At 37.5% G+C, this 17,239-nt stretch carries 18 protein-coding genes; 8 read left to right on the top strand and 10 right to left on the bottom strand.

Features of this window, described 5'->3' with window-relative positions:
• The 8 genes from ACTB00_RS12175 to ACTB00_RS12140 all read right to left on the bottom strand — a co-directional run.
• Positions 1-786, bottom strand: a 786-nt coding sequence (locus ACTB00_RS12175; protein WP_463300194.1) for a class I SAM-dependent methyltransferase, incomplete at its 3' end; no start/stop codon positions are given.
• Between the two features lie 46 nt (positions 787-832).
• The gene (locus tag ACTB00_RS12170) at positions 833-1,120 is read right to left on the bottom strand and encodes a type II toxin-antitoxin system RelE/ParE family toxin (protein WP_463300193.1); all 288 of its coding nucleotides are present in this window, start codon (positions 1,118-1,120) and stop codon (positions 833-835) included.
• Positions 1,113-1,352 (bottom strand): ribbon-helix-helix domain-containing protein, encoded by a 240-nt coding sequence (locus ACTB00_RS12165; protein ID WP_463300192.1) that lies wholly within the window; start codon positions 1,350-1,352, stop codon positions 1,113-1,115. Before ACTB00_RS12165 ends, ACTB00_RS12170 begins: the two co-directional genes overlap by 8 nt.
• Before the next feature lie 333 nt (positions 1,353-1,685).
• A complete protein-coding gene (locus tag ACTB00_RS12160; protein WP_463300191.1) occupies positions 1,686-2,129 on the bottom strand; it encodes a hypothetical protein in 444 nt (147 codons plus the stop codon).
• A 366-nt stretch (positions 2,130-2,495) separates the two neighbouring features.
• Entirely contained in the window at positions 2,496-2,624 is a 129-nt protein-coding gene (locus tag ACTB00_RS12155; RefSeq protein ID WP_463300190.1) for a hypothetical protein, read from the bottom strand.
• A gap of 11 nt (positions 2,625-2,635) precedes the next feature.
• Entirely contained in the window at positions 2,636-3,127 is a 492-nt protein-coding gene (locus tag ACTB00_RS12150; protein WP_463300189.1) for a hypothetical protein, read from the bottom strand.
• A gap of 5 nt (positions 3,128-3,132) precedes the next feature.
• Positions 3,133-3,729, bottom strand: coding sequence for a hypothetical protein (locus ACTB00_RS12145; RefSeq protein WP_463300188.1), 597 nt, complete (start codon positions 3,727-3,729; stop codon positions 3,133-3,135).
• A 180-nt stretch (positions 3,730-3,909) separates the two neighbouring features.
• Positions 3,910-4,938: a hypothetical protein gene (locus tag ACTB00_RS12140; protein ID WP_463300187.1), complete on the bottom strand. Its 1,029-nt coding sequence runs from the start codon at positions 4,936-4,938 to the stop codon at positions 3,910-3,912.
• A 376-nt stretch (positions 4,939-5,314) separates the two neighbouring features.
• Between ACTB00_RS12140 and guaA the strand changes: the two genes are divergently transcribed.
• Entirely contained in the window at positions 5,315-6,844 is a 1,530-nt protein-coding gene (gene guaA, locus ACTB00_RS12135) for a glutamine-hydrolyzing GMP synthase (RefSeq protein ID WP_463300186.1), read from the top strand.
• Positions 6,845-7,143: 299 nt separating this feature from the next.
• On the opposite strand, the gene ACTB00_RS12130 is transcribed toward guaA, so the two are convergent.
• Positions 7,144-7,581 carry a transposase gene (locus ACTB00_RS12130; protein ID WP_463300185.1) on the bottom strand — a complete coding sequence of 146 codons (438 nt, stop codon included), beginning with the start codon at positions 7,579-7,581 and terminating at the stop codon, positions 7,144-7,146.
• Positions 7,582-7,958: 377 nt separating this feature from the next.
• On the opposite strand from ACTB00_RS12130, the gene ACTB00_RS12125 reads away from it, so the two are divergent.
• The 6 genes from ACTB00_RS12125 to ACTB00_RS12100 all read left to right on the top strand — a co-directional run bounded on the left by ACTB00_RS12125 (position 7,959) and on the right by ACTB00_RS12100 (position 13,851).
• Positions 7,959-9,572 (top strand): S41 family peptidase, encoded by a 1,614-nt coding sequence (locus tag ACTB00_RS12125; protein WP_463300184.1) that lies wholly within the window; start codon positions 7,959-7,961, stop codon positions 9,570-9,572.
• Between the two features lie 4 nt (positions 9,573-9,576).
• The gene (gene pnuC, locus ACTB00_RS12120) at positions 9,577-10,176 is read left to right on the top strand and encodes a nicotinamide riboside transporter PnuC (RefSeq protein ID WP_463300183.1); all 600 of its coding nucleotides are present in this window, start codon (positions 9,577-9,579) and stop codon (positions 10,174-10,176) included.
• The gene (locus ACTB00_RS12115) at positions 10,169-10,696 is read left to right on the top strand and encodes an AAA family ATPase (protein ID WP_463300182.1); all 528 of its coding nucleotides are present in this window, start codon (positions 10,169-10,171) and stop codon (positions 10,694-10,696) included. Before pnuC ends, ACTB00_RS12115 begins: the two co-directional genes overlap by 8 nt.
• Before the next feature lie 148 nt (positions 10,697-10,844).
• Positions 10,845-11,783 (top strand): cysteine synthase A, encoded by a 939-nt coding sequence (gene cysK, locus ACTB00_RS12110; RefSeq protein ID WP_463300181.1) that lies wholly within the window; start codon positions 10,845-10,847, stop codon positions 11,781-11,783.
• The gene (epsC, locus tag ACTB00_RS12105) at positions 11,773-12,702 is read left to right on the top strand and encodes a serine O-acetyltransferase EpsC (protein ID WP_463300180.1); all 930 of its coding nucleotides are present in this window, start codon (positions 11,773-11,775) and stop codon (positions 12,700-12,702) included. Before cysK ends, epsC begins: the two co-directional genes overlap by 11 nt.
• Before the next feature lie 9 nt (positions 12,703-12,711).
• On the top strand, positions 12,712-13,851 hold the full coding sequence (locus ACTB00_RS12100; protein WP_463300179.1) for a THUMP domain-containing class I SAM-dependent RNA methyltransferase: 1,140 nt from the start codon (positions 12,712-12,714) through the stop codon (positions 13,849-13,851).
• 186 nt (positions 13,852-14,037) lie between these two features.
• Here the strand turns inward: ACTB00_RS12100 and ACTB00_RS12095 are convergent, their stop codons facing one another.
• The gene (locus tag ACTB00_RS12095) at positions 14,038-14,169 is read right to left on the bottom strand and encodes a ComC/BlpC family leader-containing pheromone/bacteriocin (RefSeq protein WP_463300178.1); all 132 of its coding nucleotides are present in this window, start codon (positions 14,167-14,169) and stop codon (positions 14,038-14,040) included.
• Between the two features lie 154 nt (positions 14,170-14,323).
• Between ACTB00_RS12095 and ACTB00_RS12090 the strand changes: the two genes are divergently transcribed.
• The gene (locus ACTB00_RS12090) at positions 14,324-17,185 is read left to right on the top strand and encodes a CHAT domain-containing protein (RefSeq protein ID WP_463300177.1); all 2,862 of its coding nucleotides are present in this window, start codon (positions 14,324-14,326) and stop codon (positions 17,183-17,185) included.
• Positions 17,186-17,239 lie beyond the last annotated feature (54 nt).

The raw sequence follows: 17,239 nt of genomic DNA, 5'->3' as shown, positions 1-17,239 counted from the left end.
TTTAGCTTTTAATGAGTAAGTCATCGGTATTTTATTTTCTAATCCTTTAATTTTAAATTTCCGGTCATCAATCTTCACGGTGTTCTCAAAACAATCATAAGGTGAATAGTTGTATTCTTTGAAATCTGTAATTTGTAATCCTGTTTTTATAACTGAATTGATGACCGTACTCAATCCGTGGTTCCAGCTAACTGATTGGTCTTTAATTTTGGCGTTTTTGTCGGTATAGGTTCCTTCTAATTCTTCGATTATTGGGTCGGAATCCATATAGTCAAACTCAATTTTTTTAAAGTCATAGCTAAACATCCACACAATCGGATGAAACTCAACCAGGATAAATTCTCCCTTCGGTTTCAAGAAGTAGTCTATAATTTTTGCCCACTCTTTCATATCCGGCAACCAACCAATCACTCCATAAGAGGTATATACAAGATCAAATTTTTCATTCAGAACCTCCGGAAGTTTGTAAACGTCAGATTGAATGAATTTTGCATTCGTCCCTACTTGCTCATTAAGTTTTCGAGCCTTTTCAATGGCTTTTTCCGAGAAATCAACTCCTGTCACGAACGCCCCGTGTCTTGAAAGAGAAATTGTGTCTTGTCCGAAGTGACATTGTAAATGTAGAATCTTTTTGCCTTTAATATTCCCAAGTAGTTCAAGTTCAATCTGATTTAACGAGTCTTTTCCTTTGATAAAAGAATCCACATCATAAAATTCAGAATCGTAATGAATTTCTGTTTTATGATTCCAAAGTCGTTTATTGATGTCAATATAATTTAAGTCCATTTAATTGTTGATTTTGTGTTTGTTAGCAATTGCCAAAACTTTAAAATTAAACTATATTATTTAAATCTTGGCGTCCAATGGTCGCTATAATCTCTAACGTTCCATTCTCAATTTTGTAATAGATACTATCTGATCCACAAGCGCATCGTCTGTATCCGGGTTTAATATAATCAATGTTCTCAAAGGCGTATGGTTGTTGCGAGATCATGTCAAAATACTGGAAAAAAGCATCAAAATATTTATCAGCTTGCAGCATTCCAAACTGTTTAACTCCAAATTGATAAATCCTTATCAAATCATCTTTTGCTGCATGACTCAATTTATAATCAGCCATTCATCATATTCTTAGCTTGTTGTCGGATATCTTCTTTCGAGTCTTCCGTGAAACCACTTTTTTCAGCACGGTCTAATTTAGCTTTAATCCAATCAATTTGGGCATGCGCTTTTCTTGCCTGTCTAATCAAGTCGTTAACAAGCTCACTTTTACTGGAATACTCTTCGCTATCAACTTGAGCTTTTAACCAAGCATCATTAGGATTTGTGAATGAAATACTTTGTCTTGCCATAATAATCATCTTTTGTGGTGTAAACATGCACCATAAGTGAATCAAAAACAACTTGGGGAGTCTTATTGTGTTGTGTTATTTTTTGTTCGTAATAACTAGATATCCCCGGACTGCCCTTTGTTTGAGCGAAGCCGTAACAAGGGGCTCGCTGTACTGAGTTGGTAACTCACTTCACGAGGTTGTTTGAACAGGCATAAATCTGTTCTATCCAGCTCCGGATTGTAGTTTTTCAACCCTGTTAATCAGTTATAATTAACAGGGCAAGCCGGGGTTAAAAGCTAGGCACTAGGTGGCGTTAAAGGCCCTATTTATTAACGCCTGGTTTTTATTTTATTAAAGTAATCCATATTTTATAGCTTCTTTTCTATTTTCTTTAATAAAATCTGGTTCAACATAGAAGTCATTTGTTTTTTCTAAAACATCTCGTCTATATTTTACCGGATTACCAATAAACTTATTGATATTTTTTAGGTCAATAATTATATTATTTGTTTGGTTTTTCCCGGCAAAGCAATGGATTATTAGCTTGTCATTTTTAACTGTTATATCATTTATTGACGGAGTTGAATATGACCAAAAAATTAGTCTATCCTTTCCAAATATCCATTTCCTTTTATATTCAATTTTATAAAGATATGAGGTGGTCATGCCGCCATTAATGGTAGAAAATGTAATTGTATTCCCATTCCAGTCAATTGTTTTTACTTTTTCAGGTTTTATGCAAGAAGAGAAGGAAATTAAAAGAATAAGAATTATAAGGTTTTTTAGTCTCGTCATGTGGTCAAGTTTTTTTAGTCATTACGAATTGACTTTGATTCTAAATCGTGTTGCTGAAATCCGTGCTGCAAATCTTTTATGTAGCGGTTTATTATTGATAAAAGCTTTGTCTTGTTTGCAGAAAACTGAGAATTGAATTTTTCTTCTCAGCCTGCCCCTTGTTTGAGAGAAGCCGTAACAAGGGGCTCGCTGTACTGAGTTTATAACTCATTTCACTAGCTTGTTTGAACAGGCACAAATCTGTTCTATCCGGCTCCGGATGTAGTTTTTCAACCCTGTTAATCAGTTATAATTAACAGGGCAAGCCGGGGCTCAAAGCTGGGCACTACGTGCCGCTTAAAGCCCTGTTTATTGGACGGTCGTATTTTATTTCTTTTTTGGAGGTGGTTTCGGTGGATTTTGCATTGTTGGAACACTTCCTTTTACTTTTCCCATTTTCCCCCCAGGATTGTTCTTTGGAACTGCCTTTGGTGTTGATGTTACTTTCCTAGTCATGATTATTCATTTTATGAATGATAAGTATTAAAATAATGTCTTGTTTCTATGTCTGCTTTAATCTTTAGTTTCTTCCATTTTTTTATTCCTAATTTATCATCTAAAGATTCTATCGATTGATGCTCATTTGAGCGATAGCTGTAAAATATTTTTGAAGCATCTTTTTCCGTGACTTCAGTTGAATCAAAGTCAACCCAAAGTTTTTCTAATTTATTGAAGTATGTTAAATAAAGCTCCCTCAATTTTGAAATATCTGCAACTTCTTTATCACTTCTTATAATTTGATTCTCAATAAGGCTCAGAATTTGAACAAATGCAATAAAAATTAAGGCTATCCATGCAATTGGTTGCCACAATTTCCAGCCAAGAATTCCACTTCCAGAAAATACCAAAGTCGCAATCTTAAAATACTTCTTCAATTGATATTGCAATGATATATATAAGGCTAAATACTTTTCGCCAAATTTTATTTGCACCATCTCAAACCAAATCTTTTCTCTCATATTTTCTATATTACTGAGAAGCCAAGAACTAATATCCCAATCACGAAAAACATTATTTGGATTTTGTGCGTTTTCCATGAAATAGCTCCAAGTATTTTCGAATTTCTTCTTAGTTTTTCAAATTGACTAGGAACAGTTCCATTGTCAAAGTGAGTTTCGTTTACAAATTCAATATTACCAAACAAATTCTTTCTAAATGCTTTAAAATAATTATCCTTCGATATATCAATGATTTTGCTGTTAATAAGTCCATCTTTAGTTTTCTTGCTTTTTAGAAATCTTTTTCGAGTTAATGCAAGATGTCTTGTTAATCTAAAGTCATAAATCCTACTTAATATTGAAATGAATCCAAATAAAACAGAAATGAATATTATGACCAAAGAAGAATAGTAAAATATAAGTGAATAATTTATATCTCCGCCCTTTATATATTCAAATTCTGGAAATTTATTCCGATTTGTAACCAAGTAACCAAGAAGTGCAATTTCAACAGTAGTGAATAAATTTATCGAATATCCCAATTGAGTAATAGCCTTATCAGTCCAGAAGTTATTTCTAGCTGTATATTCATCCAATTTATATTTTAATTCTACTTTCTCCATTAGGTTAAGTGTTTTTGAGCAGGGATTTTAGTATGCCGCCCGACGGTCATTTGTAAGTTGTCGTTCCTGATTTCGGAGCTCGTTCCTGTCCCGCAGGACGGAACGATGTTGCGAGAATCCAGAGAACGACACACCGCGAACCCCCGCAGTGCAATTTGCAATTTACTATGTAAAGTAATTTCAGATTCTGTTGAATTGATTTTCATCAAAATTTCGATTCATATATTTAAAAGTTTTGGGTTGAATTCTTGGTTTCACCCCTAATAACTTTTCTGCTTGAACTTTTTCAGAAAAGACTATTACACTTTCTTTGCTTGGAAATAAGTCAATATGCCTAATAATATTCCAAAGCAAATTAAATACGAGGTCATCGGTAAACAAAACATCACTAACTGAGATATTTTTCGAATTGCCATCGTGGACAAATTGACATCTCTTTGTATAAATGGATTGAATTTTTTCCTCGAATTTTTTTTCTTTCCAATATCCTACCCAGCCAATAAACGCCTCTGCTCTTTTAGGGAGACTTTCTAAAAATTTATCTCCTTGCTCTGTTAAAAGCATTTCAACGATAATCATATTCCATAAAAAGCTATATTCTAAGTCTCTTGATTGCATACTTTTCCCAGACATTCCTGCTGCCCGAATAATTGTTTCTTTCCATTTTTTTTGCATCTTATTATTTGTGGAAATGAGTTTTAATAAGTCAAAAAAGTAGAATTTTTTATGAAATTCTTTCCAGTGTTTATCAAGCCTAAATGGAAGTACTTTGGATTCTACAAATCTGTTTAGATGAGCTTCGAATTTGTTCTTATTTATAAAAAAACGATTTCCAGTGCCTCTTGTTTTAATAATCCCGAATTGAGAATTATTATCTCTATTGCAGTATCCCAACTGAGAAGATGAAATAATGGCTACAGCATTTTCAATTAACTCACGACACTCAAGTTCTTTTTGTTCAGGAACCCCACGAAATTGAATAATCGCATATGTTTTAGATTCTTTAAAGAAACTAACGCCTGGAATTTTTTTGTCAATTTTAGATAATACAATAGGAAGACCAATCCTTTTCCGAATTCGCTGCAACTTTTTAATATCAACAAAGATTACTCGTCCAACTGTCAATTCTCCATTTACATCTTTTGAAATTTCAAGATGATATACAGGCGAAATGTACAGCCAATCACTATTTTTTTGCAGTGTACCCATCTGTTATTTTATACAACTAGTGTGCAACAACTATGCTTGTTATTTTTCTAACATTAATTTTCGAGCTGATGTTATTCCCTCCGATTTGGAGCGATAACCACAGCTATTCGGCACTCGATCAATCCCAAATTTACAAAAAATAGATCCAGTGGCGATTACTTGTTGAAAACTTACGATAAATAATGATGAGCATTTGTGCGAAGCGATGCGGGCAATAAGTGGACTTGCTCATTGTATAGCCGATCTTGAAGCAGCAACACTTGGCATTCTTAAATAGCAGCTAGTTCTTTATTTGTTAAATGACTGGTTCGATTAAAAACTTTTTAAGGCGCATTGCAGGATTTGTTTATCTTTGCCCCATCCAAAAAACAGATTCATGCAAGAGAAAATTTTAATCCTCGATTTTGGTTCGCAGTACACCCAATTAATCGGTCGGAGAGTGCGCGAGCTCAACATCTATTGTGAGATTTATCCTTACAACAAATACCCTGAAATTGATGAAAGTGTGAAAGGTGTGATCCTGAGCGGAAGCCCTTTTTCGGTGCGCGATGACAAAGGACCGAAACCTGATCTTTCGAAAATAAAAGGGAAAGTGCCTTTGTTGGGCGTTTGTTACGGCGCGCAGTATATGGTGCATTATTTTGGTGGCGAAGTACAGCCTTCCAACTCACGCGAGTACGGCCGTGCCAACCTGGGGTTTATCGATTCGGAAAATGATCTGTTTAAAGAGGTGACTTTGGGAAGCCAGGTTTGGATGTCGCATGGCGATACCATTGAATATTTACCCGAATCGTATAAAATTATTGCATCGACAGGCGATGTGAAGAAAGCCGCTTATAAAATTGACGGCGAAACAACTTATGGTATTCAGTTTCACCCCGAAGTGTACCACACTACAGAAGGAAAACAAATGCTGCAAAATTTTGCGGTCGACATTTGTGGATGCAAGCAGGACTGGACTCCCGATTCGTTTATAGAAACGACGGTTGCCCTGTTGAAAGAGAAGCTGGGGAACGACAAAGTGGTTTTAGGATTATCGGGAGGAGTCGATTCAACCGTTGCCGGGGTGTTGCTACATCAGGCAATTGGTAAAAACCTGACCTGTATTTTTGTGGATAACGGTTTGTTGCGCAAAGATGAATTTGAATCGGTTTTGGATTCGTACAAAGATATGGGGCTGAACGTGATTGGTGTTGATGCCAAGCAAAAATTCTGGGACGACCTGAAGGGAATTACTGATCCGGAAGGAAAACGCAAAGTGATTGGTCGCGACTTTATTGAAGTATTCGATGTTGAAGCACACAAAATAAAAAATGTGAAGTGGCTGGCACAAGGCACGATTTATCCTGATGTGATCGAATCGGTGTCGGTGAATGGCCCTTCGGCTACTATCAAATCGCACCACAACGTAGGTGGCTTGCCCGAGAAAATGCACCTGAAAGTGGTTGAGCCCCTGAACTTACTTTTTAAAGACGAAGTTCGCCGCGTTGGAAAAGCATTGGGCATCCGGAAAGAGTTGTTGGGACGTCATCCGTTTCCCGGTCCGGGACTGGGAATTCGCATTTTAAGTGATGTGACTCCTGAAAAAGTTCGCATGCTACAGGAAGCCGATGCTATTTTTATTAACGGTTTGCGCGAGTGGAATTTGTACGACGATGTTTGGCAGGCCGGCGTAATGCTGTTGCCGGTTCAGTCGGTTGGTGTAATGGGCGATGAGCGCACTTACGAAAATGTGGTGGCGCTTCGTGCAGTCATGTCTACCGATGGAATGACTGCCGATTGGGTACATTTGCCATACGACTTTTTGGCCAAGACATCGAACGATATCATTAACAAAGTTCGCGGAATTAACCGGGTTGTTTACGATATCAGTTCGAAACCACCGGCAACGATTGAGTGGGAATAAAACCATGCTAATGATATAGATTAAAGCAGGCTTCGGTCTGCTTTTTTTTTGAAAAGTAGTTTAGAGTTTCAAATTTCAGGTTTCGGGTGGTTGGTGTATCTCTTGTCAGTTGTCCACCCGGGCTATTATTATTGAACCTTTTCGGGGTAAATCAAGAGTACATTTTCTCTGTAATTTGAAACGATCCAGGGATCAATTCAAATTCATGGGGATTCATCCTTAAATCATTCAAAAAAACCTTATTTTCTGGTTCTACCTTAGTAGCTCAGTGTGAATTATTCACCCCCAACCTTATTACCTTATTTTTTTAGTGTATCCTGATAATGTTTCAGAAATTGTTCATATTCTTCTGAGAAGCTTTTTATCCTGTGATGTTCCGGTTGGTTCAATATGTATTTACAAACCCTGTCAATAGCTGATTTCGAAACAGAAAATGCGGATGCTGATTGCTGCCATCCAAAAGGACCTGCCCCTAATTTGTTGTCATTGATAAATTTTTCTGAGCTATCTGCAATCATAGTTGCCATATCCACTTCGGAGACAGAAGGGGAGCGTGATACCAGAAAATGAATATGTTCCGGGTTTGCATAAATCGCATAAAGTTTGGAATCATTCCTGTTCACAATTCCTGTTATATATTTTTCAATTCGTATGCGATTTTTTTCAGGAATAATCCGGTTTCGTCCGAAAGTAGTAAGAATAAAATGTGTGTATAAATTGTTGTATTCAATCTTCATCAATATAAGGTAAATAAGGTTGTTGTATTTCGGTTATCTGTTGGCTACTAAGGTTTAAGGATTAAAAATAAGGTTTCTTTATGTAAAAAGGAAGGGTCTCAAAAGATGATTTGATTTGTTTGTCAAATTTTTCATCCCCCGGAAAGATGAATTGATTCCGATCCAGCCATCCGTCTTCTTTTCCTTGAGAACTCTTTTCAAACTTTAACACTTATTAATTCGAAGGTTTTGTTACACGGGTGATAATCTTCTATCTTTATCGGTTCAAAATTTCTACAGCAATAAAATAAAGGCAACAACGACTGGTTTATTGGATATAAACAATAGCAGAACTTGATCGTTTCGAAAAAGGAGAAAACAGCATGAAAACAATAAAAATGATTAGAATCAGAAAAACAATCGCATTGGGAATCATACTGGCTTTAGGCCTGATTTCCGTAAATCATACCGCGCAGGCACAAGATGTTCAAACCAACATGATGAAGTTTGGACGACTGTTGCAACTTGTACAAAGTTATTATGTCGACACAACCAATATTGATGAGTTAACAGAAAAAGCGGTGGTTGAGGTCTTGAAGCAGCTGGATCCCCACTCGGTATATATTTCAAAGGAAGAAGTTGAAAAAATGAACGAGCCTTTAAAAGGAAGTTTTGAAGGAGTGGGAATTTCATTTAATATATTTAAAGATACCTTATTGGTTGTGTCAACCATTCCCGGTGGTCCGTCAGAAAAAGTCGGGCTTCAGGCTGGCGATCGTATTGTCGATATCGATGGCAAAAATGTAGCTGGTATTGGCTTGGAAAACAGCGATGTGTTTGATCTGCTTCGCGGCGATAAAGGCACGAAGGTAAATCTAAAAGTCCTTCGACACCGAGATGAAGAGTTGTTGGATTTCAGGATTATTCGGGATAAAATACCGATTCATAGTCTGGATGCTTCGTACATGATAAATGATGAAACGGGATATATTAAGTTGAATCGTTTTTCAGCAACCACAACCGAAGAATTTTCCACCGCGATTAAAGAGCTGGAGCAGCAGCCAAAATTCAAAAATATGGTGCTTGATCTCCGAGGAAATGGTGGCGGCTACCTAAAAGCAGCTATTGAGTTGGCCGACCAGTTTTTGGGCGCCTTTAAAATGGTGGTTTATACGGAAGGTACCAATAACAAACGAAAAGAATATAAAGCATCGGCGCTGGGCGAGTTCGAGCAAGGCAAACTCGTCGTGTTGATTGACGAAGGATCGGCTTCGGCCAGTGAGATTGTGTCGGGCGCTATTCAGGATTGGGATCGTGGAGTGGTAATTGGTCGCCGTTCGTTCGGTAAAGGTTTGGTACAACAACCTTTCTTTTTAAATGACGGGTCAATGGTTCGCTTAACCACAGCCCATTACTACACGCCAAGCGGACGATGTATTCAGAAACCCTATGATGAAGGGGTAGAGGCTTACCGAAAAGACTATAAAAAGCGGTTTGAGACCGGTGAGTTTTTCTCAGCCGACAGTATTCATTTTGATGATGATCAGATTTATGAAACCTTGAATAATAATCGGACTGTTTATGGTGGCGGGGGCATTATGCCCGATATTTTCGTTCCCATGGATACGTCGGTTTACTATGGCTACTTCAACCAAATGGCGCGTAAAAATATTGTATACAGTACGGTTTTAGATTACATGGACAAAAATCGTGAAGAGTTTACCCGAGAGTACACTTCGTTTGATGTTTATATGAAGAATTTTGAGATTGACGAAGACCTGGTGGATCAAATGATTGCCAAGGCTGATGAAGAAGGAATTGAAAAGAAAGAAGGCAGTGTTGAATTTGCCCGCCCGCTAATTCGTCAGCACATTAAAGCTTTGATTGCCCGCGATTTATTTGGCGTGAGCGAGTACTATCAGATTATGAATTCCGATAGCGATGTGATCAAGGAAGCCATCAACGTTTTAGGGAATAATTCAGAGTACAATAATCTGTTGGTAGAGAAATAAGCGGATGGCCGATACTGTTTTTGCTTGGTTGATAGCACACTATGTAGAAGTACTAGGAAGTGTGCTTGGTCTGGTTTATATTTTCCTATCCATTAAACAACACATTTTTACCTGGCCTGTCGGGTTAATCACCTCCGCGTTGTATGTGTATGTTTTTCTGGTATCAAAGTTTTATGCCGATATGCTCCTGCAGGTGTATTATGTGGGGGTCAGCATTTATGGCTGGTATCATTGGTTAAAAGGAAATTCGAATTCAACCGGGCAGCTCAAGGTTATGCGCACTCCCAAAAAACTATACCTGCCATTAATTTTAGTGACTACGGCTTTGTTTGCAATCTTTCTTTTTGGGTTGAAGTATTACACGGACTCACCTGTTCCTTTTGGCGATTCGCTGACAACGGCAATGAGTATTGTGGCTACCTGGATGCTCGCACGTAAATATATTGAACACTGGCTGATTTGGATTTTTGTTGACGCTTTTTCAGCTGTTTTATACGGCTTTAAAGACTTGTGGCCAACGGTTATTTTGTTTGTTGTCTATACGGTGATGGCTGCCATGGGATATCGGAGTTGGAAAAACGATTTAATAAAACAACATGGCTGAACAAATACGCGTGGTGTTGACGGGGCCTGAATCAACAGCGAAAAGTACATTAGCTAAAGAATTGGCCGCTTATTTCAATGGTACGTTTTATCCTGAATATGCACGCGAATATTTCCGCGAACATTCAACCGAATATTCTTATGAAGATTTAGAATTAATCACCCGAAAGCAACTAGAGCAGTACCAGCATTCTAAAAGAGGTAAAACTGAAATTGTATTCTTTGATACCTGGTTGATTATTACTAAAATTTGGTTTCAGTGGGTTTTTAAAAAGGAACCGCATTGGCTTGAGGATGAAATCTCGAATTTACCGATTGATTTGTACCTGCTGTGTTTGCCTGATATTCCTTGGGAAGCTGATCCATTGCGGGAGCATGGAGGTGAAGATCGTGTAAAGTTATTTCATCATTATAAACAGGAACTGGTTAAACGTAAGCTCCGATATGTTGAAATTGGAGGAATCGGAGAGAAGCGAATTCAAAATGCTATTCGCGCTGTTCTCAATTTTATCGAAGCCTGATTTATATCCTTACTTCCCTTGTTTTTCAGCCAGAAAAGAAAGACTTTTGTGGTGAAGAGGATATTGTTAAAATCGTTCATCTATTACCATCTTGGATTGAAAATGTAAGCCATAGGATATATTTATAACACACAAAAATGTATTAGGGATGAAAATTGCAAAAGATATCACTCAACTGATTGCCAATACGCCAATGGTTGAGTTAAATAAGCTTACCAAAGACTGTCATGCTAGAGTTTTTGCTAAACTGGAATCCCAGAATCCGGGAGGATCAGTAAAAGATCGCTTAGCACTGGCAATGATTGAGCAAGCTGAAAAAGATGGAAAGATTACAGAATCGACTACCATTATTGAACCAACGAGTGGCAATACAGGAATAGGCCTGGCTATGGTTTGTGCTGTAAAAGGGTATAAATTGAAAATTGTGATGCCCGAAAGTGTTTCGCTGGAACGCAGGCTGGTCTTGAAAGCATACGGAGCAGAGTTGATTCTGACGTCAGCGAAGGGTGGTATGCGCGAAGCAATTGAAACAACTGAGCAGCTGGGCCGGGAAACTGAAGACGCATTCATCCCCATGCAATTTGCAAATCCGGCCAATGTAGAGATGCACCGGCGGACAACAGCACTCGAGATTTGGAATGATACCGATGGCGAAGTGGATGTTTTTGTTGCCGGAGCAGGTACGGGAGGTACAATTACGGGTGTCTCCGAAATATTGAAAGAGAAGAAGTCATCCGTTCATTGTGTGGTTGTTGAACCTAGTAATTCAGCTGTTTTGTCTGGTAAATCTCCGGGATCACATAAAATTCAAGGAATTGGAGCCGGATTTATACCTAAAGTATTAAATACGGAGATTTATGATGAAATCTTTACCGTTTCAGACGAAGTTGCTTTTGATACGGCGCGCGTCTTAGCTGAGCAAGAAGGTATATTTAGTGGAATTTCATCAGGAGCCAACGTGTATGCAGCACTTGAAATTGCTAAAAGAAAAGAAAACAAAGGGAAAAACGTTGTTGTTATTATTTGCGATACAGGAGAAAGATATTTAAGTACTACACTTTTTAATCCAGAAAAAAATGCAATCTGATTTAAATATACTAGAGAGGATTAACAAAACTGTTGATCAGTTATCTGAACCACAAAGTTACGACCAGGTATGCCACGAACATCGTTTGGGTGAACCCCTCCCTTCAACTGAAAAGTTGGCAAAGATTGTCAACATGCTTCGGGAAATTCTTTTCCCGGGCTATTTCGGAAATACAAGTTTGCGCCCCAATACCATTAAACATTACATGGGCGTATATGTCGACGAGCTTTTCGAGCTGCTTTCGGAGCAAATTCTGGCAGGCTTGTGCTTTACTTGTGAAAACCCGGAAGAGGTAGATTTCCAGGAACGCAGTCGGTATGCTCAGAGTGTTGCAAGTGACTTTATTTCGTCCTTGCCTGAAATTCGCAGAAAGCTCGTTGGCGACGTTGAAACCGCTTTTGTTGGTGACCCCGCTGCGAAAAACCCAAGTGAAGTCATTTTCTGCTATCCCGCTATTCGTGCGATTTCCAATTATCGGATTGCTAATCAGTTGTTAAAATTAGATGTGCCTTTGATTCCACGTATTATTGCAGAAATGGCGCATTCTGAAACCGGAATTGATATTCATCCAAAAGCTGAAATCGGCGAAGGATTTACAATTGATCATGGAACAGGGGTCGTTATTGGCTCAACTTGTATCATCGGAAACAATGTTAAACTCTATCAGGGAGTTACGCTTGGTGCCAAAAGCTTTTCATTGGATGAAAATGGTAATCCGATTAAAGGGGTTCCTCGTCATCCAATTGTTGAAGACAATGTAATTATCTACGCTCAAGCGACTATTCTGGGGCGAATTACTGTTGGCAAAAATTCAATTATTGGAGGTAACGTATGGGTAACCAATAATGTAGCACCAAATTCTAAAATTGTTCAGTTTAAAGCCCGGGAAACCGCGTTCAGCGATGGAGCTGGCATCTAATATCAAAATATGACAAATAAATTGCGTTTTGTTGCTACTACTTATGCCGGATTGGAGCAAGTTTTAGCAGAAGAACTTATTGGCTTGGGAGCCGATGATGTTGAAGAAGGTAGGCGTTCCGTTTATTTTAGCGGAGACATGGCCTTGTTGTATAAGGCCAATTACTCCTTACGGACGGCTTTAAAAGTTTTAATGCCATTGCGTTCTTTTCGCTTGAAGCGTGTTGATGATCTTTACCATCAGGTGTCAAAAATAAAATGGGAAGAATATTTTGATGTGAATCAAACCTTTGCTATACAGAGCAAAGTGTTTAGCGATTTATTCAGTAACTCGATGTTTGCTTCACTGAAGGCAAAGGATGCCATTGTTGATCGGTTTAGAAGAATTGATGGAAAACGGCCTTCAATCAGCGTTAATAATCCTGAAATCTTAATCAATCTCCATATTTCAAATAGTAATAATTGCACAATCTCACTGGATAGTAGTGGTGACTCCCTGCATAAGCGTGGCTACCGTACTGGAAGTCATGAAGCTCCAATTAGTGAGGTGCTTGCTGCCGGTATGATTAAATTATCTGGCTGGAGTGGGGAAGAGCCGTTGAGAGATCCGATGTGTGGATCGGGCACGATTGTTATCGAAGCAGCCATGATGGCTAAAAATGTTTTGCCGGGAGAAAGTCGTCAAAATTATAGTTTTCAGAAATGGAAAGGTTATGATCCTGAACTATTTAAAATGATGAAGTCCCAAAATGAACATTCTCAAGTTGGATATACAATTTTTGGATCTGATATTTCCAGAGAAAACATCGATTTGGCATATAAAAATGCCGAAAAGGCGAATGTTTTAGATGTTGTTCAGCTTGAAATTGCTGATTTTCGTCGACTGGAAAAGAATGAATCATCTTTTCTTTTGTTTAATCCCCCTTATGGTGAGCGAATTAAATCTGGTGATCAGGCTTTTTACTCGATGGTTGGTGAACGTTTAAAACATCACTTCCCAAATACAACTGCCTGGTTAATTAGTACGAACGAATGTTTAAAATCGATTGGATTAAAACCCGAGGTTAAAATTCCGCTTTACAACGGTTCGCTATCATGTAGCTTCAGAGAATATAAACTATATAAAGGGTCTAAAAAATCTTCTGATTAATTTGTAGTTTTATTATCTTAATTAATTTACGCTTTGTTTTTTGCCTGTTCGAACCTTGATTACAAGAACGCTGCTCTAAGAACGTTTGAAAATGATAAAAAGACACAGAGACTAATAATGCCTGATTCTATTGGGCTTTTAAAACAAATAGGTGTACGGATTAATTTTTGATAACTTTAGTAATGATTAGTCAAGGTCTTCTACGATAAAATCATAATCACGAGATACTCCACCTTTAACTTCGTTTAATTCTTCTTTTGTTAAAGTTTCGAATGAATCAAAAATGTTGTTTTCGTTGTTAGCAAATAAAGTTTTCATTACTTTTAAATTTTAATGGTTAATACTTTTAATTCCTTAATTATCCTTTGTTCGCTTCTTTATTCCAATTAAGGGAAAAAGGTAACCCCTCCAGAGTGAGAAAAAAATGAAAGAAAAAAACGAATATGGGTCTAAGTGGTTGATAGGTAGATCAATGAGTGCGATTATTTTTTTTGTTCTTTTTCCTTTCTTTTATGTTTCTTCTGCGTTTTCTCAGGACTTAGAACAATTTCAAAGAGATAGCTTGCTTGTTAGTGAGTATAATCAAGAGGGTAGGCAAGCGTTACGATTCGGTGATTTTGAAAAAGCAGTAGTTTTTTATTCAAAAGCTATAAATTTAATTGATCAAATTTATAGGGAAGAAACTCTTCAAGCTTTCCTGCCTCTTATAAATCTGGGTGTTGCATGCAAGAATCTAGGAGAGTATGATAAGTCTATTGATATATATGTTGAAGCTGAAAGTTTAATTAAGTCATTGTATGGCGATAAGTATCCGCGATTGGGGTTTGTTTATGGAAATATAGGAACAGTCTATAAATTAAAGGGAGATTATGTGAAGAATTTGGAATACCAACAAGCTGCATTAAGAGCTTTTCAATTAGAAAATAGTAAATACCGTAATCAAATTGAAATTGCTCAATATACTATTTGCGAAGCTTTGTTTCTGTTGGGTGAATACAATCAGGCAATTGACAGAGCAATCCAGAATATAAGTCAATCTTCAAATGACTCTAAGTCTTTTTATTATAGTTTGTTAGCGCGCATTTACAATGAGCTTGAAAATATTGAGCTTACAAAGAAATACTATTTGAAAACATTCAATATTTTAGTTAAAATAGCTGGGGAAGACTCGTATGATTTGGGATTGGAATATACTGATTATACAGAGTTCTTATTGTCTGTTGATGAATATGATGAGGCTTTAAAATACGCTCAATTATCGGAAGGCATTGTAAAAAAGTATTTCGCAGAAAAGAGTCAGCAGTACAGTGATGTGATGCTGAATTATGCAGATTATTATTTCAACCGTAGTTCTTCTGCAAGCGTTGTTGCTGATTTTTATAGCAAGCGAAAGGAAGATTTAGCTGAGGCGCTAAAGTATTATCAAAAAGCTCTAGTTGCAGGATCAGAAGGATTTAACTCTCTTGTAGTCAGAGATAATCCAGAACTTGGACAGGAGGTGTCGGAAGTACAGGTTCTTAAGGCTTTAAAGAAAAAAGCGAATTGTTTGGAGACAATTGCTGATTTAAATATTTCTTCATCAAACAGACAGGGTGCGATTTCAAACTATAACCTGGCATTAAACACCATTGAGCGGGCTACTGAACTGATTCATCAAATTAGAACCGGCTACGTTTCAGAAGATAGTCAGTTTTTCTTGGCTGAAAATCAGGAGTCTACATTTGTTGACGCTGTCGGACTTAGTTATAAACTATTTCAACAAACAAATGATTTTAGTTATGCAGAAAGAGGGTTTGAATTTGCGGAAAAGAGCAAGTCGGCCAGCTTTTTAGCAGCTGTTAAAGACACCAAAGCCAAGGAGTTTGGTGGTATTCCAGATCGTTTGATAAATCGGGAGAATTATTTAAAAATGAATATCTCTAATTATAAGGAGATGTTATTTGAAGAAAAGCAAAATTCAGATCCCGATTCTGCGAGAATCGAATTGTTTAATTCCAAGATATTTCAGATGGGTGAGCAGTATGGGCAGTTAGTACAAGTGTTGGAAGATTCTTTTCCTAATTACTATTCGTTTAAATATCAGAATGATGTGGTTGGGGTTGTTGAGGTTCAGAAGAGAATTGACGAGAAAACAGCTCTTGTTGAGTACTTGATTGAAGAGCCAACCACAAGCTTACCTGAAGGGCAGGTTTTTAAATTTGTTGTTACTTCGGATGAGCTTCGTTTTACAAAAGAACTTGTAGATTCAAGCTTTGTGGAAAATATAGAATCTGTCTACCAGTTTTTAACGAGTTCAGCTTATTTATTTACTGGTTTAGAGGAGTTTAAAGGCTATGCTGTGTCGGCGTTCCAATTGTACGATGTGTTGTTGGATAATGAAAGTATGTTTCTGGATGGCAAAGATTTAGTGATTGTTCCTGACGATAAGCTTGCGTATATTCCTTTTGACGCTTTGCTTTCTGAATTTCCCGATACCACCAAAATGAACTTTAGGGTATTGCCATACCTGGTTAGGGATTATTCAATTAGTTACACTTATTCTGCAACCCTTTTGTACGATTATTTTGAGAATGATAAAACTGCAAAAAATGATTTGTTAGCATTTGCTCCAAGTTATGAAGGAGATAGCAGGGATTATACAGCCAACGCGGAGTATAGAGCAGGCTTGCTACCCTTACCTGCCGTAAAAAAAGAAGTAGAGTTCATTCATAAGTATGTGAATGGCGATGTTTTTGAAGATTCGCTGGCACAGGAAAGCCGATTTAAAGAAATGGCTTCTGATTATGATATCCTTCATTTAGCGATGCATACAATCGTTAATGACACACTGCCGATGTATTCAAAATTGGCCTTTTCGAAGCCATATTTGGACGAAAAGGAGGATGGATGGCTAAATACCAATGAAATTTACACAATGGATTTAAAGGCTCGTATGGCAGTTTTGAGTGCCTGCAATACCGGTAGCGGTAAATTGCAAAAGGGAGAAGGGGTAATGAGCCTTGCCCGTGGTTTCCTGTATGCCGGGTGTCCGTCTATTGTGATGACTTTATGGGAAGTGGAGGACGAGTCCGGCGCTCACATCATGAAAGACTTTTACAAGTTTCTATCAAAAGGGAAAAGTAAGAATGAATCTTTACGTTCAGCCAAGTTAGCCCATATTGAAAATGCTGATCCACTAAAGGCTCATCCTCATTATTGGCTTGGTTATGTGGTTGTTGGGAATGCTGACCCTCTTTTTGGAAGTAAAGACTTCTATTTTATTTTAATCATTTTTGGCGTTATCGTATTCCTATTTATCGATCAAATTTACCGCAAAAGAAAAGCCCGGGATTAACCAATCCGGGCTTTGTATAACCATTATTTAAAAACTTTATTTGCGAAAGGAAAG

This window comes from Sunxiuqinia sp., from assembly GCF_055140945.1.
The sequence above is the reverse complement of the archived record's forward strand: the minus strand, read 5'-3'. Positions and strand labels throughout refer to the sequence as shown.

What these genes read in the sequence shown, in the direction of transcription:
- ACTB00_RS12170 (WP_463300193.1), bottom strand. Translation starts at nt 1,120, where the DNA reads ATGGCTGATTATAAATTGAGTCATGCAGCAAAAGATGATTTGATAAGG.
- ACTB00_RS12165 (WP_463300192.1), bottom strand. Translation starts at nt 1,352, where the DNA reads ATGGCAAGACAAAGTATTTCATTCACAAATCCTAATGATGCTTGGTTA.
- ACTB00_RS12160 (WP_463300191.1), bottom strand. Translation starts at nt 2,129, where the DNA reads ATGACGAGACTAAAAAACCTTATAATTCTTATTCTTTTAATTTCCTTC.
- ACTB00_RS12155 (WP_463300190.1), bottom strand. Translation starts at nt 2,624, where the DNA reads ATGACTAGGAAAGTAACATCAACACCAAAGGCAGTTCCAAAGAACAAT.
- ACTB00_RS12150 (WP_463300189.1), bottom strand. Translation starts at nt 3,127, where the DNA reads ATGAGAGAAAAGATTTGGTTTGAGATGGTGCAAATAAAATTTGGCGAA.
- ACTB00_RS12145 (WP_463300188.1), bottom strand. Translation starts at nt 3,729, where the DNA reads ATGGAGAAAGTAGAATTAAAATATAAATTGGATGAATATACAGCTAGA.
- ACTB00_RS12140 (WP_463300187.1), bottom strand. Translation starts at nt 4,938, where the DNA reads ATGGGTACACTGCAAAAAAATAGTGATTGGCTGTACATTTCGCCTGTA.
- guaA (WP_463300186.1), top strand. Translation starts at nt 5,315, where the DNA reads ATGCAAGAGAAAATTTTAATCCTCGATTTTGGTTCGCAGTACACCCAA.
- ACTB00_RS12130 (WP_463300185.1), bottom strand. Translation starts at nt 7,581, where the DNA reads ATGAAGATTGAATACAACAATTTATACACACATTTTATTCTTACTACT.
- ACTB00_RS12125 (WP_463300184.1), top strand. Translation starts at nt 7,959, where the DNA reads ATGATTAGAATCAGAAAAACAATCGCATTGGGAATCATACTGGCTTTA.
- pnuC (WP_463300183.1), top strand. Translation starts at nt 9,577, where the DNA reads ATGGCCGATACTGTTTTTGCTTGGTTGATAGCACACTATGTAGAAGTA.
- ACTB00_RS12115 (WP_463300182.1), top strand. Translation starts at nt 10,169, where the DNA reads ATGGCTGAACAAATACGCGTGGTGTTGACGGGGCCTGAATCAACAGCG.
- cysK (WP_463300181.1), top strand. Translation starts at nt 10,845, where the DNA reads ATGAAAATTGCAAAAGATATCACTCAACTGATTGCCAATACGCCAATG.
- epsC (WP_463300180.1), top strand. Translation starts at nt 11,773, where the DNA reads ATGCAATCTGATTTAAATATACTAGAGAGGATTAACAAAACTGTTGAT.
- ACTB00_RS12100 (WP_463300179.1), top strand. Translation starts at nt 12,712, where the DNA reads ATGACAAATAAATTGCGTTTTGTTGCTACTACTTATGCCGGATTGGAG.
- ACTB00_RS12095 (WP_463300178.1), bottom strand. Translation starts at nt 14,169, where the DNA reads ATGAAAACTTTATTTGCTAACAACGAAAACAACATTTTTGATTCATTC.
- ACTB00_RS12090 (WP_463300177.1), top strand. Translation starts at nt 14,324, where the DNA reads ATGAGTGCGATTATTTTTTTTGTTCTTTTTCCTTTCTTTTATGTTTCT.